Source organism: Mannheimia bovis (genome assembly GCF_014541205.1).
Lineage (GTDB): Bacteria > Pseudomonadota > Gammaproteobacteria > Enterobacterales > Pasteurellaceae > Mannheimia > Mannheimia bovis.
Genome location: NZ_CP061280.1, coordinates 1,215,713 through 1,242,558 on the forward strand (window position 1 = coordinate 1,215,713; position 26,846 = coordinate 1,242,558).

The following is a 26,846-nucleotide window of genomic DNA, read 5'->3' on the forward strand; positions in this document are numbered from 1 at the left end:
TCATAAGAGAGGAATCAGATGAAAATGATGAAATCATTTTATACTTTTAGTTTAGCATTATTAATTGGCGGAGTGAGTTTACCTGCTGCCGTTTCAGCTAATCAAAGTTATCAAACTACGGAACAAGGCTTGCAATATAAAGTGATTAAAGCAAGCAATGGCAAAAAGCCGAGCATCAATGATGATGTGGAAATTCGTTTTAAATCTTATAACGAGAAAGGCGAGTCATTTGAAGGCACGCTGAATAATGTTCCTGTAATTTTACCTGTGCGAGATATGTTCCCGGGACTTCAACAAAGTTTGATGCTGATGCCGGTAGGTTCAGTTTATGAATTTAATATTCCTAAACATTTAGGCTACCAAGAAGAGGGAAGTAAAGCTAAAAAGCCTGTGTTATATCGTATAGAATTATTAAGAATTAATCCTTAGTTTTAATAATAAACAAGCGGTCAAATTTGTAATATTTTTTGCAAATTTGACCGCTCGTATTTTGTGCTATTCCTATATCGGAACTGAAGTGGAATTACCAGCTTCCACCGGCACCGCCACCGCCTGATGAGCCGCCACCGAAGCTATCGCCACTGCCGAAACTACCGCCAAAGCCGCCGGAGTCTCTGCCAAATCCACCACCTAGACCGCCGCCGAAGCCACCACCAAATCCACCTGAGTGTCTGCCGAAACCGCCACTTCTGCGTTGGCTTTCCCTTAGCACTTTTCCTAATTGATCCATTGAGCTTGGGCTAATGTAAGTATTATCGCGTGGGCGGAATATGAGGAAGATCACCATTCCTGCAAAGAGGAAAAAGAGTAATCCGTCAATATCATCAAATGCTTCTTGAGCTTCTTCGCCATAACTTGCATAAGGGGCATATTCGCCGTTAATGGCTGCCATAATAGCTGATAATCCACGGGCAATCCCTGCTGCATATTGATCTTGTTTGAAGAATGGGGTGATGTCATTTCGAATGATACTTGATGCAATGGCATCCGGCAATGCACCCTCTAACCCTCGCCCAGTTGCAATAAAGAGTTTGCGATCATTTTTGGCGATCAGTAATAAAACCCCGTTGTTTTCGTTGTTTTTGCTACGCCCAATTCCCCATTTATTAAATAGAGTGTGTGCATAGGTAGAAACCGCTTCGCCTTCTGTACTTGGTACAATGACGACGGCAATTTGCGAGCTTGTTTTAGCACGGTTAGCAATTAAGGCATCTTCTAAGGTTCGCCATTCTTGTTGGCTTAGCGTGTTTTTAGTGTAGTCCGTGATGTAATAAAACGGCTTTGGCGGCTCGGGATAAGTTACCGCCACTGCATTTACGCTAAATACTGCCAGTAGAACGAATAACAAGCGGTCAAAAAAGTGAGAAATTTTGCAAATAGATTTCATCATTTTATTACCACCTCATTAGACAACTCGTTTTGATCATTTTCTTGATAAGGGAAATAATGGGCTAATGGCTCTTCCACAATTTTAATGGCATCACAAATTGCTTGAGTATAATTACCATTTTGGCAATCAAGACACATTGCTTGATAGATTTTTTGCCAAAAATCATCGCCTACTTTTTGATGAATACCTTCATCGCCAATTACTGCAACATAGTGAGGTTTAAATGAGAGATAAATCAACACACCATTACGTTGTGCGGTTTCTCGCATTTTGAGTTCATCAAATAGTTGATTTGCACGCACCATAGCCGCATTTTGCATTTCCTCGATCTTAGCTTTTCGCTCCACTACCACACGCAATTCCGCAGAAGTACACTGCTCTAAATGATAGATTGCTTGTTCGATAAGTTTAGTATCAATAGGTAATTGATTAGAAAGAAAAGAAAATAATCCCATTTGATCCCCTTAAAAATAAAGCAATAAGCACCGAATTTGAAAGAGCTTATTGCTTTAAAATATAGATAATTTAATACAACTTAGTTAAAGTTTACTTGTGGTGCTTTATCCGAGCCTGCTTCAGATTTGAACTGTGGTTTTGCTTTAAAGCCCATAATCATTGCTGCTAATTTAGTTGGGAATTCACGCACTTGCTTGTTGTATTCTTTCACTTTTTCGTTGAAGTTATTGCGTTCAACGTTAATGCGGTTTTCTGTACCTTCTAACTGTGCTTGAAGATTTAAGAACGCATCGTGTGCTTTTAACTCAGGGTATTTCTCAACTGAAACCAATAAGCGTGAAAGGGCAGAGTTTACACCTTGTTGGGCTTCTTGGAATTTCGCCATTTGCTCTTCGGTTGCATTACTTGGGTCAATAGTTACCGCAGTTGCTTTCGCACGAGCTTCAATCACAGAGGTTAAGGTTTCTTTCTCAAAATTAGCTTGACCTTTTACGGTGTTTACTAGGTTTGGAATTAAATCCGCACGGCGTTGATACGCAGATTCTACATTACCCCACACAGAGTTGATGTCTTCTTCTGCACGCATTAAATCGTTATATTTTGTTAATGAATAACCGCCAACAGCAAGAACAGCGATTAATAAAATCCAAAAAATCTTTTTCATTATTAAGTCCTATAAATAAAAGAGAGTGAAAAATTGTGTTTATTGTATAGGTAAATACCTGATATAGCTAGATTACTTACAAATTTTTGCATACCATATTAAAAGACAGAGAATTATTTACAAATTTTAATGAGAAAGCCCATATGCTCAAAGGAATTTTAGCTTCGCTCTCCGCGAATTTATTATTCGGGATAGTTTATTATTTTGCGATATTGCTTCGCCCGTTAGATGGTGAAGCAATGTTTGGTTTTCGAATAGTCGTTGTTATTCCATTTATTTTGCTTGCTATTATATTGTTTAAGCAACACAAGCATTTCTATGGGCTTTTGCAAAAAATTCGTGAAAATCCACCGCTTGTATTGGTTATTTTATTGCTTGCGTTCAATACAGGTGTACAACTTTGGTTATTTTTATGGGCACCCAATCAAGGGCAGGCGTTGCAAGTTTCGATTGGCTATCTCTTGTTACCGATTGTGGCAGTTGCACTGGGTAAAATTGTGTTTAAAGAACAGTTCACTCGGCTAAAATGGCTCTCGCTAGGTTTTGCGGTGATTGGTGTTGGTAGCAGTTTGGTTACTTCAGGTGCAATTTCTTGGGCAACTTGGGTAGCGGGATTGGGCTATCCGATTTATATTACCCTTCGCCGCTATTTTCAAATCAATAACTTAGCCACATTTTTTGTGGAATTAGTGCTGGTGCTTCCTTTCGCTTTGTATTATCTCAGTCAAGTAGAAATGAGCCAAGTTGTAATTGAAAACCCAAATATCTATTTCTACCTCGCATTACTCGGTTTAGTGAGCGGTAGTGCTTTTATTCTTTACATTGCCTCCAGTAATTTACTGCCAATTAATGTATTGGGATTACTAGGGTATGTTGAACCGCTGGTAATGTTACTGATTTCATTTGCTATCGGCGAAACGCTGGATTCCAGCTCCTATATTTTAATGGTCTGCTTGCTGGTTTCGATTGGATTATTGAGTTGGGATAGTTTTCGTGAAAGAAAGTGAATTTCTATTACATAAAAGTAAAAACGGAGCATTAGCTCCGTTTTTTGTTCGTAAATTATTCCGCTTTTTGTTTGATTGTAGCGTAAACCACACCTGTTACTACTGAGCCGATTGCGATTGCAGCTAAATACATTAATGGTTGTGATACAAATGGAATGACGAATAAACCACCGTGAGGGGCTTGTAAGGTAATGCCTAAAGCCATTGAAATTGCACCTGCGGTTGCACCTCCTAAGATTGAGCTTAGGATTACACGGATAGGATCTGCTGCAACAAAAGGTAATGCACCTTCTGAAATAAAGCATAAACCTAGCACAAATGAGGCTTTACCCGCATCACGTTGGTTGGTGTTGAACTTGTTGCGAGCAATTAAAGTGGCAATAGCCATACCAATTGGTGGCACCATACCTGCTGCCATTACCGCTGCCATTGGCATATATTGTTGTGAAGCAATTAAGCCCACGCCGAAGGTATAAGCCGCTTTATTCACCGGACCACCCATATCGGTACACATCATAGTGCCTAGTACAATACCTAAAATGATTGCATTGGTTTGCCCCATTGTGTTTAACCATTCTACTAATGCGTCCATTAAGGCTTTCACCGGTGGATTAATGAAGTAAATCATTAATAATCCAACAATCGCTGAACCTAATAGCGGTAAAATTAAAATTGGTTTAAGTGAAGTTAAACTTGGTGGAAGTTGGATTGCACTGTTTAAGAATTTCACTGTATAACCGGCAAGGAAACCCGCTACGATACCGCCTAAAATCCCAGCTCCGGCTGTGGTTGCCAGCATACCGCCAATTAAACCTACCGCTAAACCCGGGCGGTCAGCAATAGAGAAGGCTACATAGCCTGCGAATACGGCAATCATTAAGTGGAATGCTGCACCGCCGCCGATGTCCATTAATGCTTTCGGTAATCCGCCTGCGATGGTTTCATCTTTAAATGCTTCAATACCAAACATAAATGAGATAGCAATTAACAAACCACCTGCAACCACAAGCGGTAACATATGCGAAACGCCTGTCATTAAGTGCTTGTATAAGCCTTTTTTCTCGCCTGTTGCAGTTTCTGCATTATCAGCTTTTGTTACACCACCTTCGTAAACTTTAGCTTGTGCAAAGGCTTTTTCAAACTCTTGGGCGGTTTTCTTTAAAGCTAAACCTGTTGATGTGCGATACATCGGTTTGCCTTTGAATTTCTCTAAATCCACATCAATATCAGCGGCAACGAAAACCAAGTCAGCTGCGGCAATTTCTTGAGCAGAAATCGGGTTGCCTGCACCCACTTGTCCACGAGTTTCAACTTTCACATTCCAGCCTTGAGCTTTCGCATAGTTTTCAATCGCTTCGGCAGACATAAAGGTATGAGCCACACCTGTTGGGCAAGCAGTAACTGCAACGATGTTCTTCACGCCTGAAGTAGAAATTGTTGGTGTAGTAGTGGCATTTGCAAAAATTTGTGCATTTTCGACCGCTTGTTTAATACTAGCTTCAGGTTGAGTAAAGGCTTGCTCTAAATCTAAAATTGCTCCTTTCTTACCTGCTGCTTCTGCGGCGATGTTATTATCAAATAACACGACAAAATCAGCTTGGTTGGCAGGTACAACATTGTAGCCTTGCTGTTTAGCGGCTGTGCTTAATACTTCATTCACTAAGAAACGGCGAGCGTTACCAAGTGTTTGAGGGAAGACAAAAGAAATATTCATTTGGAGTTCCTATATGTAAATAAAATTCGTTGTAGGACGCACGAAGTACGTCCCTATATTTTATAATTCTGTAATTTTTACTTGTTCTGCAAGTGCATCAATCACTTTACGATCTTCCACGCCCACGTTGCTTTGAGCAACTGCATTTGCAGAAGTTGCCGAAGCAAATTTAAGGATTTGGCTTTTATTCCAATCTTGAGAAAAACCGTAAATCAAACCAGCTACCATTGAATCGCCTGCACCTACGGTACTCACCACATTTTCACAACGAGGTGGTTGAGCTTGTAAAACACCTTCATTATTGAGCCAGAGCGAACCTTTTTCACCCATTGAAATAATGACATTTTCAATACCTTGATTGCGTAACTGTTGGGCTGCATCAATAATCTCTTCGGTTGAGTTTAATGAACGATCAACCAATACTTCAAGTTCTCGGCGGTTTGGTTTGATTAGCCAAGGGTGAGCGGTTAAACCAGAGGTTAGAGCCGCATTACTTGTATCTAACACCACTTTTAACCCTTGTTGATGTAAAGATTCCAACCACTCGGCAAATTGTTCTGGATTTACACCGCGAGGAAGAGAGCCACAAACTGCGATTAAGTCAAATTTATCTTTCCATTGGGAAGATTGTGCGACAAAGTTTTCCCAGTTTTGAGCTGAAATTTCAAAGCCTAAGAAGTTAAGATCGGTTACATCCGCTTCGGTTTCAGTGATTTTTACGTTGATGCGGGTTTTACCCTGAATACGGTAAAATTCATCATTTAAACCATTCTGTTTAAACGCATTAACGAAATAGCCTTGATTTTCTTCGCCTAAGAAGCCTGTTACAGCAAGGTTTGTGCCTAAATCCGCAAGCACTTTTGCCACATTAATACCTTTGCCGGCAGGGTATAAGCCTAAAGTTTCAACGGTATTTACTTCGCCAATTTCAATGCGTTTTAGTCGTCCGACTAAGTCAAAGGCAGGGTTTAGAGTTACAGTTGCAATACGCATAATTTTTCCTTATTCGCCTAAACCTGCTTCAATTGCTGCACCGATGGCAGTAAGAGCCGCTTCAGCATCATCGCCTGTTGCCACAAAACGCAGCGTTGTGCCTTTAGTTACACCTAAGGCAACAATTTTCATTAGGCTTTTAGCACTGACAAGCGGTGAATTTTTATCAACATTTTGCACTTCAATTTTTGCATTGAATTTTTTCACTTCGTTTACTAATACGGCACTTGGGCGAGCGTGTAAGCCGTGTTCGTTTTTAATCACGAATGTCGCTTCTTTTTGGTTTTCTACAGGAGTAGATACGGTAGCTGCTTCAGCTTGAACCGGTGTAGAAACAGAAGCACTTTCAATTGTATCTTCAATTTCCGGCACAAAAGAAACACTTTCGCCTAAGCCTTCAACAATTGCTTTTTGTAATGCTTCAATTGCTTGTTGTGCATCATCACCTTCAGCTACAAAACGTAAACGGTGTCCTTTACTTGCTCCTAAAGCAACCACTTTCATCGCACTTTTTGCACTTGCTGGTGGTGTGCTACGGTCTAAGTTTTCAACCGTGATTTTTGATGTGAATGGTTTAACCGTTTGTACTAGAAGTGCTGCCGGGCGAGCGTGTAAGCCGTTGTCGTTACGAATGGTAAATGTACCAATAACTTGGTTACTTGCAGAAGCTTGAGTGTTTAATTCTGCTGTTTCGCCTTTTAATAAAGCGATAATTTGAGCGGCATTCGCATTAGCAAATTGAGTACGAACGTCTGCTTTTAATAATTGAGCTAATAGAGGCTGTAAGCTGCTATCTGTTTGAGCAACGGTAACTAGCGTTTGACCTTGTGTATTACGAGCAACGGCTAAGCCGTTGGCTTGGTTGCCTTTAGCTGAATCTGTAATAAATAGATTGTTGCCTAAATTTAAAGCATTATTTGCAATAACATCACTCATAAATGCTTGGGAAACATAGCCTTTTTCTTGTAGTTTTGCTGCGTTAATTGCAGAGAGAGTAATGAGGCTTGAAGATTCAACGTTTAAGGATACAAGCTCTTCACAAAGAGTAGGGAGATTTTTCTTACCGCTTAAAACCGCAATAAATTCATCAAGATTTTGTGTTTTTGCAAGTTGGTTTGCGGCTTCTTCATCACTTAAAACAGTGGTAAGTTGGCGAAGTAAGGTTAGATGCTCATCTGATTTTGCTGCAATACCGATAACGACATAAGCTTTGTTGCCTTCTCCCCATTCAACACCTTCTGGTAATTGGATAATTTGCACACCTGTTTCTTTAACTAAATCACGGGTATCTAATGTGCCGTGTGGAATGGCAATTCCGTTGCCTAAGAATGTTGAGGTTTGGGTTTCACGGGCAAGCATTCCACTTTCATAGCCCTCAGCAACATTGCCATTTGCGACTAATTCAGCTGCAACAAGGCGAATAATCTCTTCTTTGCTATTTGCTGAGCTATTTAAACGGATGTTTTTTGCCGATAAATTAAGCATTTTAACTCCTTATTTTAAGGTTGATTTTTAAAACTAAATTTGCGAGCTAGTTTACTCTATTTTTGCTAAACCGTTATAGCTAAATAAAATTAAAATTTATGAAAATGTGATCTAGCTCACAAATTTGATAATTATTTCTTTATCTAAGAACTAAAACGATTTAGTTATAAAAATTATTTTGTGATTTGTGTCAAAAAACAGAATAAATCTACTTCTTTTATTTTTATTTAGTGATAGAGTAGAACTACTAAAATATGAGTATTAAACGTTTAAGCAAGGAGTGCCTATGCAAGATTATATTTACTCCGACAGAGATTTAACCTTTATCGAACAACTATCTCTCGGTTATTGTAAAGATCCTTTTTCCTATTTAGGCATTCATTCTATTGATAATGGTATTGTCATCAGAGCGTTTCTCCCTTCAGCTATCGCTTGTCAAGTTATTGATTCAAAAGGAAAACCTGTGTCTTCAATGTTAAAGATTGATGACAGAGGTTTTTTTATTGCCAAAATCATCGGTAAAAAAATTAATTTTTCTTACCGCTTGTTAGTGGATTATGACGGAGAAACTTTAGATATTGAAGATCCTTACCGTTTCAAAACTCACATTCAAGAGCTGGATAATTGGCTATTTGCAGAAGGTAAACAGCTTCGCCCTTATGAAAAATTAGGGGCACATTTAGTTACTCAAAATGAAGTTGGTGGTGTGCATTTTAGCGTTTGGGCACCTAATGCTTTGCGTGTTTCGGTAGTGGGCGATTTTAATCATTGGAATGGATTAGTCCATTCAATGCGTTTTCACCCGGATTCAGGAATATGGGATATTTTTTTGCCGAACGTTAAAAAGGGAGCGTGCTATAAATTTGAAGTGTTGGATAGCAACGGCGTGTTACGTTTAAAATCTGACCCTTACGCTTTTGCCTCACAATTCCGCCCTGATACAGCCTCAATTGTTTCAGGACTGCCAAGCATCGTACCTGTTGAAAATACGTGTCGTGATGCGAACGCACCGGATAAGCCGATTTCTGTTTATGAAGTCCATTTAGGCTCTTGGCGACGTAATGTTGAAAATAACTATTGGCTTAGTTACGAAGAATTAGCCGATGAACTCATTCCTTATGTGAAGGATATGGGGTTTACTCATATTGAATTGCTCCCTGTTTCCGAATTTCCGTTTGATGGCTCTTGGGGTTATCAAACTACGGGTATTTACTCGCCAACCAGCCGTTTTGGCACGCCCGAAGGCTTGCGTTATTTTATCCAAAAAGCACACGATAAAGGTATTGGCGTGATTTTAGACTGGGTGGTGGGGCATTTCCCGGTTGATGAACACGGTTTGGTCTATTTTGATGGCACACATCTTTATGAACACGCTGACCCGAAAGAGGGCTACCACAAAGATTGGAATACTTTAATTTTTAATTACGGCAGAAATGAAGTGAATAATTATCTGTCAGGTAATGCGTTGTATTGGATCGAACGTTTCGGTATTGATGCGTTACGGGTGGATGCAGTAGCTTCAATGATCTACCGTGATTACTCTCGTTCAGACGGTGAGTGGATCGCAAACAAATATGGCGGGCGTGAAAATTTAGAAGCGATTGATTTCTTACGTCATACCAACAATATTCTGCGAGATGAAAGCCAAGGTGGGGCAACAATTGCTGAAGAATCGACTTCTTTTGCAGGGGTTTCACACCCTACGGAACAAGGTGGCTTGGGATTTAACTACAAGTGGAATATGGGCTGGATGAACGATACTTTACGCTATATGCAGAAAGATCCGATTTATCGCCGTTATCACCATAATTTAATGACCTTCGGAATGACTTACCAATACAGCGAGAAATTCGTGCTACCGCTTTCACACGATGAAGTGGTACACGGTAAGGGCTCATTATTGAATAAAATGCCGGGCGACTGCTGGCAAAAATTTGCAAACTTACGGGCTTATTATGGCTATATGTGGGGCTATCCGGGCAAGAAATTACTCTTTATGGGCAATGAATTTGCACAAGGCAAAGAGTGGAATTTTGAAGAAAGTTTGGATTGGTATCTGCTTGGCGAAGAAGGTGGAGAATGGCATAAAGGTGTACTAGGTTGGGTGAAAGCCTTGAACCGTTTATACACCGAAACACCGGCACTGTTCGAGCAAGATTATGACCCTGCAGGTTTTGAATGGCTTGTGGTGGACGATCACGATAATTCTGTATTTGCCTTTGAGCGTAAAGCAAAAAATGGTGAGAGCGTGATTGTGGTAAGTAATTTCACCCCTGTAGTGCGTAAAGATTACCGCATCGGTGTGAACGAAGCCGGCGAATATCAAGAAATATTAAACTCTGATTTAGCTTGCTATTGTGGAAGTAATGTAAGTAATGAGGATAAATTTGCGACTGAAGAAGTGGAATCACACGGCAGAAGTCATTCTATTAATATTACATTACCACCGTTATCAACTATTTTTATTACAAAAACGAAAAAGCAAAAAGCTGTGCAGAAAAAAGTAACTAAAAAAGCAAAGTAGTAAATATAAATGAAGTATTTTAGAGGTAAACCATTCCCTCTTGGCAGTTCGCTCTGCATACAAGCGGGCAAATTTGGCACAAATTTTGCAATTTTTTCACAAAATGCGACCGCTATTGAATTGTGCCTTTTTGATGAAAGTAATCAAGAAACCCGCATTCCAATGAGTGCAAGTGAACATACTTGGCATATTTTTGTTGAAGGTGTGAAAGCAGGTACGAAATATGGCTATCGAGTTAAGGGAGAACAAAACGAGCAAGCCGGCTTGCTGTTTAATGCAAATAAGTTGTTGAGCGACCCTTATGCCAAAGCCATTGAGGGAATGCCTGATCTGAGCAGTGAAGAGGCTGTAAAGTGGTATGCTTGGGATGATGAGCGAGATAATGGACAGATTGCCCCAAAATCTGTAGTAGTTGATGAACACTTTGATTGGGAAGGGGATAGTCAGGTTTTCACCCCTTGGACAGAAACCATTATTTATGAAGTGCACGTTAAAGGGTTCAGTCAGTTAAATCCTGCTATACCACAAGAAATTAGAGGAACTTTTGCAGGATTAGCTCATAAAAATTCCATTGAGTATTTGAAAAAACTGGGTATCACAGCGGTAGAATTATTACCAATTACTTACCATATTGATGAACCTCATTTACAAAAGCAAGGCTTAGTAAATTATTGGGGATACAATGTTTTAGGTAATTTTGCGGTTGATCCGAAATTGGCTTCAGATAAGCAAAATCCGCTTAAAGAGTTTAAGCAATTAGTGAAAACGCTACACAAAGCCAACATTGAAGTGATTATGGACGTAGTATTTAACCACACTGCTGAAGGTGGTAAAGACGGTGCAATGCTCAGTTTTAGAGGGCTTGATAACCACGCATATTGGCTAAATGAGCAAGGCGAATATGAAAATTGGACAGGTTGTGGCAATACACTTAATTTAACCAATCTTAATATTCTCCGTTGGGCAATCGATTGCTTATGTTATTGGGTGGACGAGTGCCACGTGGACGGATTCCGTTTTGACTTAGCATCTGTGTTAGGCAGAACCCCAAGTTTTTCCGAAAAAGCGGACTTTTTTAAGGCAATCCAAAGTTGCTCGAAACTCGCTCATATCAAATTAATTGCCGAGCCTTGGGATATTGGTGGTGAGGGCTATCAACTTGGTAAATTCCCCGAGCCGTTTTACCAATGGAATGATCGTTATCGTGATGATATGCGTGCTTTCTGGCTACATAATCAGGGCGATCTAGGCTTATTTGCCTGCCGTTTTGCCGGCAGTGATGATATTTTTTCCAAACATTCCGCCTCGAAAAGTATTAATTTTATTACTGCTCACGATGGTTTTAATCTGCAAGATTTAGTCAGCTATAACCAAAAACATAACTTGGCGAATGGCGAACAAAATCGTGATGGGCATAATGAAAACTTCAGCCATAATCACGGTGTGGAAGGTGAAACAGATGATGAATCGGTAAAAAAACAGCGAGAAATGACCGCTTGTGGCTTATTGGCAACCTTACTTCTTTCGGGAGGAGTGCCAATGTTATTTGCCGGCGATGAAATGGGACATACTCAACAAGGCAATAATAATGGCTACTGCCAAGACAATGAAACCACTTGGTTAGATTGGGAAAATGCTAACCAAGCTCGGATAGGTTATGTTGCCGAACTCATTGCATTACGAAAAAAAATCCCACTGCTTTCAGCCCAAAATCAATGGTGGGACAGTCAATCGGTTCGTTGGATCAGTGCATTAGCAGAACCGTTGCAAATTGAAGATTGGCATAATAATAGCTTAAAAGAAATAGCAATTTTATTACAGGATAACTGGTTGATTTTGGTCAATGCCAAACGCCAGAAACAGCAATTTTTATTGCCTAAAGGCTACTGGAAAGTGGTTCTCGGGCAAAAAAACGGTACTTTGATGACAGAAACGCAATCAGTTACGCTCAATAATATGGGAGTATGCGTACTTCAAAAAAGTGATGGAATTCACACGAAAATATTGGAGACACAACATGCTTAACCAAGAATCAACCGCTCTTGTTGCAAGACAAGATTTGACGAATGAAACGTTGGTTTTAATTTTAGCCGGTGGACGAGGTTCTCGTCTTTATGAATTAACAGATAAACGTGCAAAACCTGCCGTTTATTTTGGGGGAAGCCGTCGTATTATTGACTTTGCATTATCTAACTGTATTAACTCAAATTTATTAAAAATTGGTGTTATTACTCAATATGCCGCTCACTCATTATTGCGTCATTTGCAGCGTGGTTGGTCATTTTTACCTTATGAGCGTAACCAGTATATTGATATGTTACCTGCACGCCAGCAGTTAGATGAAAACACTTGGTATCGTGGTACGGCTGATGCTGTTTATCAAAATATGGCGATGATGAAATCGCACTATCGCCCTAAATATGTGGTTATTTTGGCAGGCGACCATATCTATAAAATGGACTACACTCAAATGCTAAAAGATCACGTTGATCAAGGAGCAAAATGTACCGTAGGCTGTATTGAAGTACCTCGTTCACAAGCGACAGAATTTGGAGTAATGGCAGTTAATGAAAAACTCAAAGTGAAAGAGTTTGTGGAAAAACCGGCAGATCCACCGTCCATGCCAGGTAAACCTGAATCGTCTTTAGCCTCAATGGGTATTTATGTATTTAATGCAGATTACCTTTACGAAATGCTGGAAAAAGAGGCTTCAACACCGGGAACATCGCACGATTTTGGTAAAGACATTATTCCAAAAGCGGTAGAGCAAGGCGTTTTATACGCTCACCCATTCGAGCGTTCTTGTAAAGGACGTAATGCAAGTGGTGCAATTTATTGGCGTGATGTAGGAACAATTGACAGCTACTGGTCTGCTCATATGGATTTAGTTTCTGAAGATCCTGAACTTGATTTATATGATGAATCTTGGCCAATTCACGGTCGCCCTCAGCAAACTGCACCGGCACGTTTCTTCTATAATCATACGCGTGCAAGAACGTTAGATAACTCATTAATTGCTGGCGGTTGTGTGATTACAGATGCGGAAATCAGTAACTCGGTGTTATTTAACCGTGTTCACGTTGAAGCAGAATCGGTTATTGAGCATACTGTTATTCTTCCACAAGTTACCATCGGCAAAAATTGTGTGATTAAACGAGCGGTTATTGACAGACACTGCGTAATCCCGGACGGTTTGCAAATTGGGGTTAATCCGGAAGAAGATGCTAAAAATTTCCGCGTTAGCAAAAATGGAATTGTATTGGTTACGCGTTCAATGCTAGATAAAATGGCAGGAAAAGAAGTTAATACGGATATTAAATATACAATTTAAATATTGATGCTATAATACTTCGGGTTCAAATACCCGAAGTATTATTTTCAAGCGGTTTAAATTTAATAAAAATTTGCAACACAATATAAATGGTAAAAAATGAAAATTTTACATATATGCTCGGAAATGTATCCGCTGATTAAAACAGGCGGACTAGCTGATGTTATGGGGGCATTGCCTTTTGCTCAACAACAAGCAGGGAATGATGTTAGAGTATTAATTCCTTATTACCCTAAAGTTGCCCAAACACTAGGGGAAACTGTAGAAGTTGCGACTATCGGTACCTTTGCCGGTTTAGTTACGGTTCGATTTGCCTATTTCAACGGATTAGGCGTTTATGTGATTGATGCACCACATCTGTTTATGCGTGATGGTAATCCTTACCACGATGCGAACTACCAAGATTATATCGATAACTACAAACGTTTTGCTTTATTAGGCTATATCGGTGCTCAACTTGCACAAGGTTTAGATCACTGGTGGGGGGCTGCACAAGTGTTGCACGCTCACGACTGGCAAGCAGGTCTTGCTTGTGCTTATCTGAAAAGCTGGGGTAGCAACGTCAAAACTGTATTTACTATTCATAATATCGCCTATGTAGGGCGTTTTAATGCGTTCCATTTGGCTGAGCTTGGTTTGCCGTGGGAATTTTTCAATGTAGAAGGCTTAGAGTTTTACGGCGAAATTTCTTACCTTAAAGCAGGTTTATATTTTGCCGATCGTATCACGACTGTAAGCCCGACTTACGCCCGTGAAATTACCGAAGAGATAGCTGGTGCGGGTTTACACGGCTTACTTGCCACTCGCCAATATCAAGGCAGACTGAGAGGAATTCTAAACGGAGTAGATAGTGAAGTTTGGAATCCTGAAACCGACACCAATATTGTTGCTAATTATCGTCCAAACTATATGCACGGCAAAGCAAAAAATAAAGCTGAATTGCAACGTATTTTTGGTCTGCCGGAACAAAAAGAAGCTCTATTAATGGTGATGGTTACTCGTTTAACCGAACAGAAAGGGGCAGATTTCTTATTAGCTAATATTGATGCTTTAATGCAGCATAATGTTCAAATTATCGTGCTAGGTAGCGGTTCGCCTGATTTAGAAAATGCACTACGTTATTTCCAACATAAATACCCGAACCAAATTGGCATAAAAATTGGTTATGATGAAGCCTTATCCCACCAAATTATTGCGGGTGGCGATGTGATTTTAGTTCCAAGCCGTTTTGAGCCTTGCGGATTAACTCAACTTTATGGCTTGAAATATGGCACATTGCCACTGGTTCGTCGTACAGGCGGGTTAGCAGATACGGTATTTGATAGTCACAAAGAGAGTATTGAAAATCGTAATGCAACAGGTTTTGTGTTTGATTACCCTGATGCTCCGGCATTTTTAGAAGCTGCAATAAGAGCGATTAATTTGTGGCAAAAACAAAAATTATGGTCAAGTGTTCGCCAAAATGCCTTAGCACAAGATTTTGGTTGGGCGAAAGTGGCTGAACAGTATCAAAATTTATATCACGAAATTATTTAATTTATATTTACAACATTGTTACAAGCGGTTGAATTTGCAAAAAAATGTGTAAATTCGACCGCTTGTAACGTCCATAAAATGAGGAGAGTTTACTCAATGAGCAGGCAGTCATTAAGCCCCGAAATGATTAAAAGCGTAAAAGACGCAATTTTACATAAAATGGTATTTGCATTAGGTGTTGAGCCTCGAGATGCGAGCAAACGTAACTGGTTAAATGCCGCACTTCGTGTAGTGCGTGATTTATCTACCGAAGAGTGGCTACAAACTCGTCGCAGCCAAGTTGCAAATGGAAGCCGCCGTGTTTATTACCTATCAATGGAATTTTTGATGGGGCGTACTTTCAGTAATGCGATGATCTCGGAAGGCGTTTATGAGCTTATTGGTGCTGCGTTAAAAGAGTTAGGGCAAGATCTTGAAGATATCATTAATGAAGAAGGCGATCCGGGCTTAGGTAACGGTGGTTTAGGTCGATTAGCTGCTTGCTACTTAGACAGTCTCGCTACAATGAAAATCCCGGCTATCGGCTACGGTATTCAATATGAATACGGTATGTTCCGCCAAGAAATCCGCAATGGTGAGCAAGTAGAACAGCCTGATGAATGGTTGGAAAACGAATTTGTATGGCCATATTTACGTTCAAGTAAACGTTTCCCGGTTCGTTTTGGCGGGAAAACTTGGCGTGAAGGCAAAAAAGTAGTATGGCAGCCGGAAGAAGAGATCACTGCTCAAGCCCACGATCAGCTTATTCCTGGTTTTGAAACGACCTCAACCAATAGCTTACGTTTATGGTCTGCTCACGCTTCAGGTAAAGGTTTTGCGTTGTCAGAGTTTAATCGTGGTGATTATTTTGCCGCAATGGTTAAACAAAATAGCTCGGAAAATGTTTCTCGTGTGCTTTATCCAGATGATTCTACTTATAACGGTCGTGAGTTACGTTTACGCCAAGAGTATTTCCTCTGTTCGGCATCGGTGCAAGATATTATCCGCCGTCACGAAGCAGAATTTGGCTCTTGTGTAAACTTAGCAGATAAAGTAGCGATTCACTTAAATGACACTCACCCAACCCTTGCAGTGCCTGAGTTAATGCGTATTTTAATTGATGAAAAAGGCTATTCTTGGGAGCAAGCGTGGGCAACCACTAGCAAAACATTCTTCTACACCAACCATACCTTAATGAGTGAAGCGTTAGAAACCTGGCCGGTGGAAATGTTAGCCCGTGTGTTACCACGTCATTTAGAAATTATTTTTGATATTAATGAACATTTCTTGGAAGAGGTGCGTAGCCAATTCCCGAACGATAATGATCTTATCTCTCGTGTTTCATTAATTGATGAGCAAGGTGATCGTCGTGTGCGTATGGCGTGGCTTGCAGTAGTCGCTTCTACAAAAGTAAACGGTGTGGCAAAAATTCACTCTGACTTAATGGTAGAATCGATTTTTGCAGACTTTGCTCGTATCTACCCAAACCGTTTTACCAACGTAACAAATGGGGTAACGCCTCGCCGTTGGATCAAAATTGCCAACCCGGGTCTTGCGAATATTTTAGATAAATATATTGGCGATAACTGGCTAACCGATTTAAGCGAATTAGAAAAATTCAATGATTTTGCTGATGATGCTGATGTACAAGCTCAAGTTGCTGCAGTGAAATTTGAAAATAAACGCCGTTTAGCAAACTATATTGAAGAAACACAAGGTATCAAACTCAATCCGGAAGCAATTTTTGACGTACAAATCAAACGTATTCACAAATACAAACGTCAGCAAATGAACGTGCTTCATATCATTACGCTCTATAACCGTATTTTAAAAAATCCAACCGCAGATTGGACACCTCGTGTTTTCATCTTTGCAGGTAAAGCGGCAAGTGCGTATTATGCGGCGAAAAAAGTGATTCGCTTAATTAATGATGTGGCAAGTGTAGTGAATAACGACCCTCGCATTAATGATTTAATCAAAGTGGTGTTTATTCCGAACTACAGCGTGTCGTTAGCACAAATGATTATCCCGGCGGCAGATGTTTCAGAACAAATTTCATTAGCAGGTACAGAAGCGTCCGGTACATCAAATATGAAATTTGCCCTCAATGGTGCTTTAACTATTGGTACGTTAGATGGTGCGAACGTGGAAATTTTAGATCGTGTAGGTAAAGAGAATATCTTTATTTTCGGTAATGAAGTGGAGCAAGTGGAAGAACTTCGTCGCAACGGTTATTCACCTTATCACTACTACGAAAAAGACAGTGAATTGAATGAAGCGATTTCACAAATCTTAAACGGTAAATTCTCACCGGAAGATCCGTACCGTTACCAAGACTTGATCTTAAATTCAGGCGACTACTACCAAGCCTGTGCGGATTACCGTAGCTATGTGGAAGCTCAAGAGAAAGTCGCTCAAGCCTACCGTAATAAGAAAGCGTGGATTCGTTCGGCAATCATTAATATTGCCAATATGGGTTACTTCTCATCAGACCGTTCGGTAATGGATTATGCCAATAATATCTGGAAAATCGAGCCAATGAGTGAGGAGCAATTAAAAGGCGATTCAACAATGGACAGCATTATTGAAAGTTCAAACAAATTGTTGAATTTAAAATAATGGTTTAGAAGAAAACGGTAAGAGAAATCTTACCGTTTTTTGTTTGTATTAGAAATTTGCAAATTTTTGCCTAAAATAAACCGCTTGTTAGTTTCGTTTTTCAACCGCCGTCAGCATTCCTCTCAATAAATTCAGCTCATTAGTTTCTAATTCCGCTCGTTGATAAAGACGGCGGAGCTTTAACATTACTGAATCATTGCGGATAAAGCCTAACTCTTTATACAATCGCTCGGTGTGAGCAAAAAAATGTTCCAATGCTTCTGCGGTTGGGTATTCTTTTGCCTCGGTAAGCGGTCGTTTTTCTACTGTTTTTTGCAAATATGCCATACGGATTTCATAACTTGCCAGTTGCACCGCCATTGCTAAATTGAGCGAACCGTAATTGGGATTAGTTGGGAAATTGAGATGATAGTGGCATTTTAGTAGCTCTTCATTGGTTAGCCCAACACGTTCACGACCAAACACAATTGCGACTTTGCCAAGATTTGCACGGTTTATGACTAACTCCCCACAATCTCTGGGTTCAATTAAACTGTTTTGCAAATGGCGAAGTCTGGCACTAGTGCCAATAACCAGTTGGCAATCTGCAATGGCTTCATCAAAAGTAGCGTAAATTTGAGTGTTATCTAGTACATCTTTTGCCCCTGCGGCAAGGGCTTCAGCTTGTTCATCAATTGGCAATTTGGGAGAAACTAAACGCAGTTGCGATAAACCCATTGTTTTCATTGCTCGGGCTGCTGAGCCAATATTGGCAGGCAGCGAGGTTTCCACCAAAATTATGTGGATGTTATCTAAAATATTCATCTGATTTATTCTATTTTTGTTAAATTTTGTCGGTAAATAGTGTAGCAAAATTTATGACAGCTGAAAATTTGAAAAAAATCAAAAATATCCGCTTAAAATCGTAAGATTTTTTTACCTATTGCCCTGATTTAGTGGTACATTTAGAAAGTTTTTTAAACTTGCACAGGGCTATTCATTTAGCTTTGAATAACAACAACCATACAGGAGTCTTTATGCTTATTGGTGTACCAAGAGAGCTGCTAGACGGTGAAACGAGAGTGGCGGCAACGCCAAAAACCGTTGAGCAGATTAAAAAACTGGGCTTTGATGTCCTCGTTGAAAAAGACGCAGGCTTTAAAGCGAGTTTTGAAGACAATGCATTTATCAATGCAGGTGCAAATATCGGCACTCAGCAAGATGTTTGGAATGCGGACATTATCTTTAAAGTGAATGCCCCAACCGAAGCTGAAATTGATTTAATTAAAGAAGGTGCGACTTTGGTCAGCTTTATTTGGCCGGCACAAAATCCACAATTAATGGAAAAGTTGCAGTCTAAAAAAATCAATGTGTTGGCAATGGATGCAGTTCCACGTATTTCCCGTGCACAAGCCTTAGATGCGTTAAGCTCAATGGCGAATATTTCGGGCTACCGTGCTGTAATTGAAGCGGCAAATTCATTTGGTAGTTTCTTTACAGGTCAAATTACCGCAGCAGGTAAAGTACCACCGGCTAAAGTGTTAGTCATTGGTGCGGGTGTTGCAGGCTTAGCGGCAATCGGTGCGGCAAATAGTCTTGGTGCAATCGTACGTGCATTTGACTCTCGTCCTGAAGTGAAAGAGCAGGTGAAATCAATGGGTGCAGACTTCTTAGAAATTGATTTTGAAGAAGAAGGCGGCTCAGGTGACGGCTATGCGAAAGTGATGTCAGAGGAGTTTAATCGCCGAGCGATGGAGCTTTACGCTGCTCAAGCTAAAGAAGTGGATATCGTCATTACGACCGCTGCAATTCCGGGCAAACCGGCACCACGTTTAATCACAAAAGAGATGGTGGATTCAATGAAACCGGGCTCAGTGATTGTGGATTTAGCGGCAGCGACAGGTGGTAACTGTGAATACACCAAAGCAGGTGAAGTTGTGGTTACTGATAACCAAGTGAAAGTAATTGGCTATACCGATTTCCCGGCACGTTTACCAACGCAATCTTCTCAACTTTACGGTACAAATTTAGTAAATTTATTAAAACTGTTAGCACCGAATAAAGATGGTCAAATCGACATTAATTTTGAAGATGTTGTGTTACGTGGCGTAACTGTCGTACGTGATGGTGAATTAACTTGGCCGGCTCCGCCAATTCAGGTTTCAGCTCAACCACAAAAACAAGCGGCTGCACCACAAGCGGTCAAAAAAGAAGAAAAACCTGCAAATCCAAAAGTGAAGTATGGCGTAATGGCTGGTGTAGGGGCATTATTCTTATGGATTGCTTCAGTTGCTCCGGCAGCATTTTTATCGCACTTTACCGTATTCGTGTTGGCTTGTGTGGTTGGTTATTATGTGGTTTGGAATGTCAGCCACGCATTACACACCCCGTTAATGGCGGTAACTAATGCGATTTCAGGTATTATCATCGTAGGGGCAGTACTGCAAATTGCACAACCTGTTGGTAATTTCTTTATTGATATTTTAGCCTTTATTGCGATTTTAGTTGCCAGCATTAATATTTTTGGTGGCTTTAAAGTAACGCAACGAATGCTGGCAATGTTTAGAAAAGGTTAAGGAGAACGAAGATGTCTTTTGGATTTGTTACCGCTGCCTATATTATTGCAGCACTTCTCTTCATTATGAGCTTAGCTGGTCTTTCTAAACACGAAACTGCAAAAGCCGGTTGTTGGTATGGTATTGTGGGTATGGGAATTGCCTTAGTCGCAACCATTTTTGGTCCACAATCTCACGGCACGATTTGGATTTTAATTGCTATGGCAATCGGTGGATTTATCGGCGTTAAAAAAGCGATTAAAGTTGAAATGACGGAAATGCCGGAACTTGTGGCAATTCTACACAGTTTTGTAGGTTTAGCAGCGGTATTAGTTGGCTTTAATAGCTATGGTTTACATATTGAAGCACCAATGCCGGCTTATTTAGTTAGTGAAGCGGAAAAAGCGGCATTCTTAGCAGAACAAGCAACACTTGCTAACATTCACAATGTTGAAGTGTTCTTAGGGATCTTCATCGGGGCAGTTACTTTCTCTGGCTCATTAGTCGCATTCGGGAAATTAAGTGGCAAATTATTTGGTCGTAAAGTCTCTTCTGCGGCATTAAATATTCCTCACAAACACAAATGGAATTTGGCAGCAATTGTTGTCTCAATCTTCCTAATGACTGTTTTCTTAAATCATCCGGAAAATATTTTCCCTGTGTTGATTATGACTGCAATCGCTTTAGTGTTCGGTTGGCACTTAGTTGCCTCTATCGGTGGTGCAGATATGCCGGTGGTAGTATCAATGCTTAACTCTTATTCAGGTTGGGCTGCGGCAGCGGCAGGCTTTATGCTAAGTAACGATTTATTAATCGTAACCGGTGCGTTGGTAGGGTCTTCAGGTGCAATCCTTTCATACATTATGTGTAAAGCGATGAACCGCTCATTTATCAGCGTAATTGCAGGCGGCTTCGGTAATGAAGTGCAGTCTAGCAAAGGCGATGAAGAATATGGCGAACACCGTGAAACTAATGCAGAAGAAGTGGCAGAAATGTTGAAAAATGCAAGCTCTGTTATCATCACTCCGGGCTACGGTATGGCGGTAGCACAAGCTCAATATCCAGTAGCGGAAATCACGGCTAAATTACGCGAAAAAGGCGTAAATGTGCGTTTTGGTATCCACCCTGTGGCTGGTCGTTTACCGGGTCATATGAACGTATTATTAGCTGAAGCCAAAGTACCTTACGATGTGGTATTAGAGATGGATGAAATCAACGATGATTTTGAAGAAACTGATGTGGTGCTGGTTATCGGTGCAAACGACACCGTAAACCCAGCCGCATTAGATGACCCATCAAGCCCAATTGCAGGTATGCCGGTGCTTGAAGTATGGAAAGCACAAAACGTTATCGTGTTCAAACGTTCAATGGCAGTAGGTTATGCAGGCGTACAAAATCCACTGTTCTTTAAAGAAAACACACAAATGTTATTTGGTGATGCGAAAGAACGTGTGGATGATATTTTAAGAGCGTTAAATAACTAGAAACTAAAAAAGCGAACAATTATGTTCGCTTTTTTAGTATAAAATGAAAAAACACAGCAAAATGCTGTGTTTTATAAAATTCAATAATTCGCTTTTTTATTTTTTTCGCTTGAATATAAAAGAAATAACGGTAAGAACCAGAAAGACGAAAAATAAAATTTTTGCAATTTCAGTTGCACTTCCAGCTATGCCTCCAAAACCAAAAAATGCTGCCACGATGGCGATAATAAAAAATACTACAGCATAATGTAACATAGTAATCTCCTTATGTTCTCTGATTAATGCAACATCAATTTAACATAGTGAAATAACTGTTGCAAGCGGTAATATTTAATTAACATTTTGAAATTAATCCTGATTAATCCTGCTGGAAATAGCACTTTGTTGATTTTTATATTTTGCATCTTTACGAGCATTATAAGGTTTCGCAGCATCGCCACTTAAAATTTCAAAGCTTAATGCACCAATTGCCATATTAGGGCGTAAAGCAAGAGGCAATTTCCCCGCATTAAAAAATTCTAATACAATTTTCCCCTCCCAGCCGGGATCAATTCGATGAGCCGTAACGTGAACCATCAATCCAAGCCTTGCAAGTGAGGAGCGTCCATCTAACCAGCCTACAATATTGGAAGGTAAGCTGACTGATTCGAGTGTTGTTGCAAGGGCAAGATCACCGGGGTGTAGGAAAAAGGCTTCATCATCACCAATAATAATCTCGTCGCTCATTACTTTATTTAATTGAGCGGTAACCTCTTCACGAGGACCACTTAAATCAATATAAGGCGTGTTATGCTCACGAAAAACACGGAATGAATTACCTAAACGCACATCTGCCGTTGCACCGGAAATTTTATCATCAGAAGGACGAGGGGTAATGCTGATGATGCCTTCATCTAAGTAACGTTTAATATCGGTATCGCATAAACGCATATTTTGCTCCTATTTGAGTAACTGTTTGATTTGAGCTTTGAGAATATCGATCGCAATACGGTTTTTACCGCCTTTTGGCACAATAATATCCGCATATTGCTTTGATGGCTCAATAAATTGTAAGAACATTGGGCGAACCGTTTTACGATATTGGGTAATGACCGATTCCATTGAACGTCCACGCTCTACCATATCACGTTGTAAACGACGGATAAAACAAATATCTAATGGTGCATCAACGAAAATAGAAACGTTCAGTTCATTGCGGATATGTTCATCAGTCAGAAGCAAAATACCTTCTAAAATGATAATTTTCTTCGGTTCAAAGTGTTTGGTAGTCGTTTTACGGTTATGTTCTGTGTAATCGTACTCGGGAATTTCAATCGCTTTGCCTTGTTTTAGTTGGCGTAGATGATCAACGAGCAGATGATGATCCATTGAGTTAGGGTGGTCGTAGTTGGTTTTGACGCGTTCTTCCATTGTTAAATGGGATTGATCTCGATAATAAGCATCTTCAGAAATAATGCCGATATTATCCGTTCCTAATTCATTTTTCAGTTCTTTATAAATGGTTGAGGCAATCAGGCTTTTCCCCGATGCAGAAGCTCCGGCAATGGCAATAACAACGCAAGATGGTTGTTGAGCAGTATCAGTCATAAAAATTTCCTATTCATTCAAAAAGTATCCTGTAAATTATACCCAATTTTTGCAAAACTTTCTGTATAATCGACCGCTTGTAAACAATTTCGGAGAAAAAATGGCTATTTTTATTCAAGGCTTTGTTGTTTGTTTTGGTTTAATTGTGTCTATTGGTGCACAAAATGCCTTTTTATTAAAGCAAGGTATCTTAAAACAGCACGTTTTTTGGATTGCCCTTATCTGTTTTTTAGGCGATGTATTTTTAATGACGATTGGTGTATTAGGATTAGGTACGCTTATTTCGGAATTACCTATTCTCAGCTTAATTATTTCGCTCTTAGGGGCAATTTTTCTCTTTACTTATGGTAGCCGTTCATTTATTAGCGTATTTAAAAGCGGAGATTCTCTTATTGCAAGCGGAGAGAATGCCTCAAGTCTTAAAAAAGCCTTAATGGTTACTTTTGCGATTACATTTTTAAATCCTCACGTTTATATTGATACTGTTGTAATTGTGGGCAGTATTGGCGGGAAATTAGATTTTGACGGAAAGATGCTGTTTTTAGCCGGTGCGTTGGTCTGTTCATTCATCTGGTTCTTTGGTGTAGGTTATGGAGCTGGTTTGCTTTCCCCTTATTTTGCCAAGCGTAGAACTTGGCAAATTTTAGATGCAATTACGGGCTTGATTATGTATTTCATCGCTTTTAGCTTACTCATTTATGCTTATCAACTTATAAAGCAAATTTTTTAACAGCCTAAATTTTTCATTGCTGAATACCCCCATTTTTTGATATATTAACAGTAATGTTTGCACTATATAGTGCCTAATTTTATTTAATAATTTATTTGACGGATTCTTTATATGTTTAAAAAATTTTTAGGATTATTCTCAAATGATCTTTCTATCGATCTCGGAACAGCCAATACATTAGTTTATGTGAAAGGACAAGGCATTGTTTTAGATGAGCCATCGGTAGTTGCGGTTAGACAAGATCGTATGGGATCGCTAAAAAGTATTGCTGCGGTAGGTTCACACGCAAAATTAATGCTAGGTCGTACACCAAAAAGCATTATGGCAATCCGTCCGATGAAAGATGGTGTTATTGCAGACTTCTTTGTAACAGAAAAAATGTTACAACACTTTATCAAACAAGTGCACAGCAACAACTTTATGCGTCCAAGTCCGCGTGTATTAGTGTGTGTACCGGCAGGGGCTACCCAAGTAGAACGTCGTGCAATTAAAGAATCTGCTATCGGTGCAGGTGCTAGAGAAGTATATTTAATTGAAGAGCCGATGGCAGCTGCAATTGGTGCTGGCTTACCGGTACACGAAGCAATGGGCTCAATGGTAATTGATATCGGTGGTGGTACTACCGAAGTTGCTGTACTTTCTTTAAATGGTATTGTGTATTCAACCTCTGTTCGTATTGGTGGCGATAAATTAGATGAAGCCATTATTGCCTACGTTCGCCGTCATTTTGGCTCAGCTATTGGTGAAGCGACTGCTGAACGCATTAAGCAAGAAATTGCAACAGCTAAAATTGAATCTGACGATGATATTAAAACAATGGAAGTACACGGTCATAATTTAGCAGAAGGTGCACCACGTACTTTTGAGCTAAATTCAAAGCACGTTTTAGAAGCTATTGAACAACCGTTAAATGGTATTGTGGAAGCTGTTAAATCCGTATTAGAACAATGTCCACCGGAATTAGCAGCAGATATTTTTGAGCGTGGAATGGTATTAACAGGTGGTGGTGCATTATTGCATAATTTAGATCGCTTGTTATGTGATTCTACCGGTGTTCCGGTAGTGGTTGCAGAAGATCCGCTTACTTGTGTAGCTCGTGGTGGTGGTAAAGCACTAGAAATGATTGATATGCACGGTGGTGATGTATTTAGCTCTGATGAATAATCATCTTTTGTAATTAGGCATTAAATTGAAAGTTGGCAATGGATATGATCTATTGTCAATTTTCGTTATATATTCCCAATAAATTTCACATTATATTTTCTAATGAAACCAATTTTTGCTAAAGCTCCTTCGCTAGGAATGCGTCTGATTATTGCAGTGATATTATCTATTATCCTGATTATTTCTGATGGACGAAGCTCGTTGATGATCCAAGCTCGTAATATATTAGAAACAGCAGTGAGTGGATTATATTACTTTGCAAATACGCCTCGCTCAATCTTAGATGGTGTGAGTGGCAATTTTATTGATAACAATAAATTACAGTTGGAAAATAATTTACTAAAAGAGCAATTAAGAGAAAAAAGTGCAGACTTACTACTCCTTGATCAATTAAGGGTAGAAAATCAACGCTTAAGATTGTTATTAAGTTCGCCACTCCGTCAAGATGAATATAAAAAGATTGGCGAGGTTTTGGCAGCTGAGATGGACGCTTACCGCCAGCAAGTTATTATTAATCAAGGTCGTTTAGATGGTGCTTTTGTAGGGCAGCCGGTAATTGATGAAAGAGGTGTTGTAGGGCAAATTATTTCCGTAGGTGAAAAATCGAGCCGCATTTTACTTTTAACCGATATTACCCACGCCACTCCGGTACAAGTATTGCGTAATGATGTTCGTGGTATTGTGAATGGTACAGGGTTAAATAATGAATTAATTGTTGATAATTTACCTCGCTCTATTGATGTAGTAAAAGGTGATGTATTAGTTACTTCTGGTTTAGGTGGACGTTTTCCGGAAGGCTATCCTGTTGCAATTGTCGAAACTGTCGAAAATGATACAAAAAGCCAATTCGCTAGAATTGTTGCCAGACCATTAGCTTCATTTGATCGTTTACGTTATCTATTATTACTTTGGCCTACAGCGGAAGAGAAAAATTACAGCCGAAGTTTATCGCCTGAACAAGTGCGTGAAGTTGTGGAAGAAAGGCGAAATAGTGTTAACCCGTTTGAACGATTAAAACAGATGTCAAATAAGAAAACAGAAGTTCAGTTGGATGTCAAAGAAGAGCAAGTGGAGGCAGAAGACATAAACGAAAACCCGGCATTACAATCTGATCCGGAAGACGATGAAGGTCATCATATAGAACAAGGAGCTGAATAATGAGAACAAACCCGATTTTTCAGATCCTAGTTATTCTTGCGATTTTTGTGATTGCTTTTGTGTTGGAAATTATGCCTTGGCCTGTTGGATTTCAAGGCTTACGCCCAACGTGGGTTGTATTGGTGCTGATCTACTGGGCATTAGCACTGCCTGATAAAATCAGCGTCGGTACAGCTTTTTTAGCAGGTATTGTGTGGGATCTGATCTTAGGTTCGATTTTAGGCATTCACGCATTAATATTGTCTATTGCCATCTATTTTGTGGCGAAGTACCACCTTATTTTACGTAATTTATCACTTTGGCTGCAAAGTTTATTGGTAATGGCATATATCGTACTGCTCCGTTTCGCTATTTTTGTGGTTGAATTCATTTTGCATAGTGCTGAATTTAACTCACAAGAAATATTAGGGGCAGTCATTAGCGGTGTACTCTGGCCTTGGATTTTCCTACTGATGCGTCATATTCGCCGCCAACTTCGCTTACGTTAGGGA

Annotated in this window: 23 protein-coding genes; 13 read left to right on the top strand and 10 right to left on the bottom strand. The window is 39.8% G+C overall.

Annotated features, from left to right (window positions below; translation table 11 throughout):
• Positions 1–24 precede the first annotated feature (24 nt).
• Complete coding sequence (locus tag ICJ55_RS06155; RefSeq protein WP_188156007.1) at positions 25–429, top strand: FKBP-type peptidyl-prolyl cis-trans isomerase; 405 nt, start codon at positions 25–27, stop codon at positions 427–429.
• Between the two features lie 94 nt (positions 430–523).
• On the opposite strand, the gene ICJ55_RS06160 is transcribed toward ICJ55_RS06155, so the two are convergent.
• The 3 genes from ICJ55_RS06160 to ICJ55_RS06170 all read right to left on the bottom strand — a co-directional run bounded on the left by ICJ55_RS06160 (position 524) and on the right by ICJ55_RS06170 (position 2,510).
• On the bottom strand, positions 524–1,390 hold the full coding sequence (locus ICJ55_RS06160) for a TPM domain-containing protein (protein WP_188156008.1): 867 nt from the start codon (positions 1,388–1,390) through the stop codon (positions 524–526).
• On the bottom strand, positions 1,387–1,845 hold the full coding sequence (locus ICJ55_RS06165; protein ID WP_188156009.1) for a TPM domain-containing protein: 459 nt from the start codon (positions 1,843–1,845) through the stop codon (positions 1,387–1,389). Before ICJ55_RS06165 ends, ICJ55_RS06160 begins: the two co-directional genes overlap by 4 nt.
• 80 nt (positions 1,846–1,925) lie before the next feature.
• Positions 1,926–2,510 carry a LemA family protein gene (locus ICJ55_RS06170; protein WP_025217026.1) on the bottom strand — a complete coding sequence of 195 codons (585 nt, stop codon included), beginning with the start codon at positions 2,508–2,510 and terminating at the stop codon, positions 1,926–1,928.
• Between the two features lie 143 nt (positions 2,511–2,653).
• On the opposite strand from ICJ55_RS06170, the gene rarD reads away from it, so the two are divergent.
• The gene (gene rarD, locus ICJ55_RS06175; RefSeq protein WP_188156010.1) at positions 2,654–3,517 is read left to right on the top strand and encodes an EamA family transporter RarD; all 864 of its coding nucleotides are present in this window, start codon (positions 2,654–2,656) and stop codon (positions 3,515–3,517) included.
• Positions 3,518–3,572: 55 nt separating this feature from the next.
• Here rarD and ICJ55_RS06180 read toward each other — a convergent pair whose 3' ends face one another.
• The 3 genes from ICJ55_RS06180 to fruB are packed head-to-tail and all read right to left on the bottom strand — an operon-like array spanning position 3,573 to position 7,709.
• Positions 3,573–5,231 (bottom strand): fructose-specific PTS transporter subunit EIIC, encoded by a 1,659-nt coding sequence (locus ICJ55_RS06180; protein WP_188156011.1) that lies wholly within the window; start codon positions 5,229–5,231, stop codon positions 3,573–3,575.
• Between the two features lie 60 nt (positions 5,232–5,291).
• Entirely contained in the window at positions 5,292–6,224 is a 933-nt protein-coding gene (gene fruK, locus ICJ55_RS06185; protein ID WP_188156012.1) for a 1-phosphofructokinase, read from the bottom strand.
• A 9-nt stretch (positions 6,225–6,233) separates the two neighbouring features.
• On the bottom strand, positions 6,234–7,709 hold the full coding sequence (fruB, locus tag ICJ55_RS06190) for a fused PTS fructose transporter subunit IIA/HPr protein (RefSeq protein WP_188156013.1): 1,476 nt from the start codon (positions 7,707–7,709) through the stop codon (positions 6,234–6,236).
• A 286-nt stretch (positions 7,710–7,995) separates the two neighbouring features.
• Between fruB and glgB the strand changes: the two genes are divergently transcribed.
• The 5 genes from glgB (at position 7,996) to ICJ55_RS06215 (ending at position 17,698) form a co-directional block, all read left to right on the top strand.
• The gene (glgB, locus tag ICJ55_RS06195; RefSeq protein ID WP_188156014.1) at positions 7,996–10,233 is read left to right on the top strand and encodes a 1,4-alpha-glucan branching protein GlgB; all 2,238 of its coding nucleotides are present in this window, start codon (positions 7,996–7,998) and stop codon (positions 10,231–10,233) included.
• Between the two features lie 9 nt (positions 10,234–10,242).
• Positions 10,243–12,258 (top strand): glycogen debranching protein GlgX, encoded by a 2,016-nt coding sequence (glgX, locus tag ICJ55_RS06200; protein WP_188156015.1) that lies wholly within the window; start codon positions 10,243–10,245, stop codon positions 12,256–12,258.
• The gene (gene glgC, locus ICJ55_RS06205) at positions 12,251–13,564 is read left to right on the top strand and encodes a glucose-1-phosphate adenylyltransferase (RefSeq protein WP_188156016.1); all 1,314 of its coding nucleotides are present in this window, start codon (positions 12,251–12,253) and stop codon (positions 13,562–13,564) included. The genes glgX and glgC overlap by 8 nt, the downstream gene beginning before the upstream one ends.
• A gap of 99 nt (positions 13,565–13,663) precedes the next feature.
• On the top strand, positions 13,664–15,100 hold the full coding sequence (gene glgA, locus ICJ55_RS06210) for a glycogen synthase GlgA (RefSeq protein WP_188156017.1): 1,437 nt from the start codon (positions 13,664–13,666) through the stop codon (positions 15,098–15,100).
• A 96-nt stretch (positions 15,101–15,196) separates the two neighbouring features.
• Positions 15,197–17,698, top strand: a complete 2,502-nt coding sequence (locus tag ICJ55_RS06215) for a glycogen/starch/alpha-glucan phosphorylase (protein ID WP_188156018.1) — start codon at positions 15,197–15,199, stop codon at positions 17,696–17,698.
• 87 nt (positions 17,699–17,785) lie between these two features.
• On the opposite strand, the gene trmJ is transcribed toward ICJ55_RS06215, so the two are convergent.
• Positions 17,786–18,502, bottom strand: a complete 717-nt coding sequence (gene trmJ, locus ICJ55_RS06220; protein ID WP_188156019.1) for a tRNA (cytosine(32)/uridine(32)-2'-O)-methyltransferase TrmJ — start codon at positions 18,500–18,502, stop codon at positions 17,786–17,788.
• Positions 18,503–18,714: 212 nt separating this feature from the next.
• Between trmJ and pntA the strand changes: the two genes are divergently transcribed.
• Complete coding sequence (gene pntA, locus ICJ55_RS06225) at positions 18,715–20,253, top strand: Re/Si-specific NAD(P)(+) transhydrogenase subunit alpha (RefSeq protein WP_188156020.1); 1,539 nt, start codon at positions 18,715–18,717, stop codon at positions 20,251–20,253.
• Between the two features lie 11 nt (positions 20,254–20,264).
• Positions 20,265–21,716, top strand: coding sequence for a Re/Si-specific NAD(P)(+) transhydrogenase subunit beta (gene pntB / locus ICJ55_RS06230; RefSeq protein ID WP_188156021.1), 1,452 nt, complete (start codon positions 20,265–20,267; stop codon positions 21,714–21,716).
• Between the two features lie 96 nt (positions 21,717–21,812).
• On the opposite strand, the gene ICJ55_RS06235 is transcribed toward pntB, so the two are convergent.
• The 3 genes from ICJ55_RS06235 to udk form a co-directional block, all read right to left on the bottom strand.
• The gene (locus ICJ55_RS06235; protein WP_188156022.1) at positions 21,813–21,971 is read right to left on the bottom strand and encodes a DUF1328 domain-containing protein; all 159 of its coding nucleotides are present in this window, start codon (positions 21,969–21,971) and stop codon (positions 21,813–21,815) included.
• A 93-nt stretch (positions 21,972–22,064) separates the two neighbouring features.
• Entirely contained in the window at positions 22,065–22,646 is a 582-nt protein-coding gene (dcd, locus tag ICJ55_RS06240) for a dCTP deaminase (RefSeq protein WP_188156023.1), read from the bottom strand.
• A gap of 9 nt (positions 22,647–22,655) precedes the next feature.
• The gene (gene udk / locus ICJ55_RS06245) at positions 22,656–23,303 is read right to left on the bottom strand and encodes a uridine kinase (RefSeq protein ID WP_188156024.1); all 648 of its coding nucleotides are present in this window, start codon (positions 23,301–23,303) and stop codon (positions 22,656–22,658) included.
• Positions 23,304–23,403: 100 nt separating this feature from the next.
• Here udk and ICJ55_RS06250 point away from each other — a divergent pair, with 100 nt between their 5' ends.
• From ICJ55_RS06250 to mreD, 4 genes are all read left to right on the top strand, one after another.
• The gene (locus tag ICJ55_RS06250; RefSeq protein WP_188156025.1) at positions 23,404–24,033 is read left to right on the top strand and encodes a LysE/ArgO family amino acid transporter; all 630 of its coding nucleotides are present in this window, start codon (positions 23,404–23,406) and stop codon (positions 24,031–24,033) included.
• A gap of 111 nt (positions 24,034–24,144) precedes the next feature.
• Complete coding sequence (locus tag ICJ55_RS06255) at positions 24,145–25,197, top strand: rod shape-determining protein (protein ID WP_188156026.1); 1,053 nt, start codon at positions 24,145–24,147, stop codon at positions 25,195–25,197.
• Positions 25,198–25,299: 102 nt separating this feature from the next.
• Complete coding sequence (mreC, locus tag ICJ55_RS06260; protein WP_188156027.1) at positions 25,300–26,355, top strand: rod shape-determining protein MreC; 1,056 nt, start codon at positions 25,300–25,302, stop codon at positions 26,353–26,355.
• Positions 26,355–26,843, top strand: a complete 489-nt coding sequence (mreD, locus tag ICJ55_RS06265; protein ID WP_188156028.1) for a rod shape-determining protein MreD — start codon at positions 26,355–26,357, stop codon at positions 26,841–26,843. Before mreC ends, mreD begins: the two co-directional genes overlap by 1 nt.
• Positions 26,844–26,846: the final 3 nt, after the last annotated feature.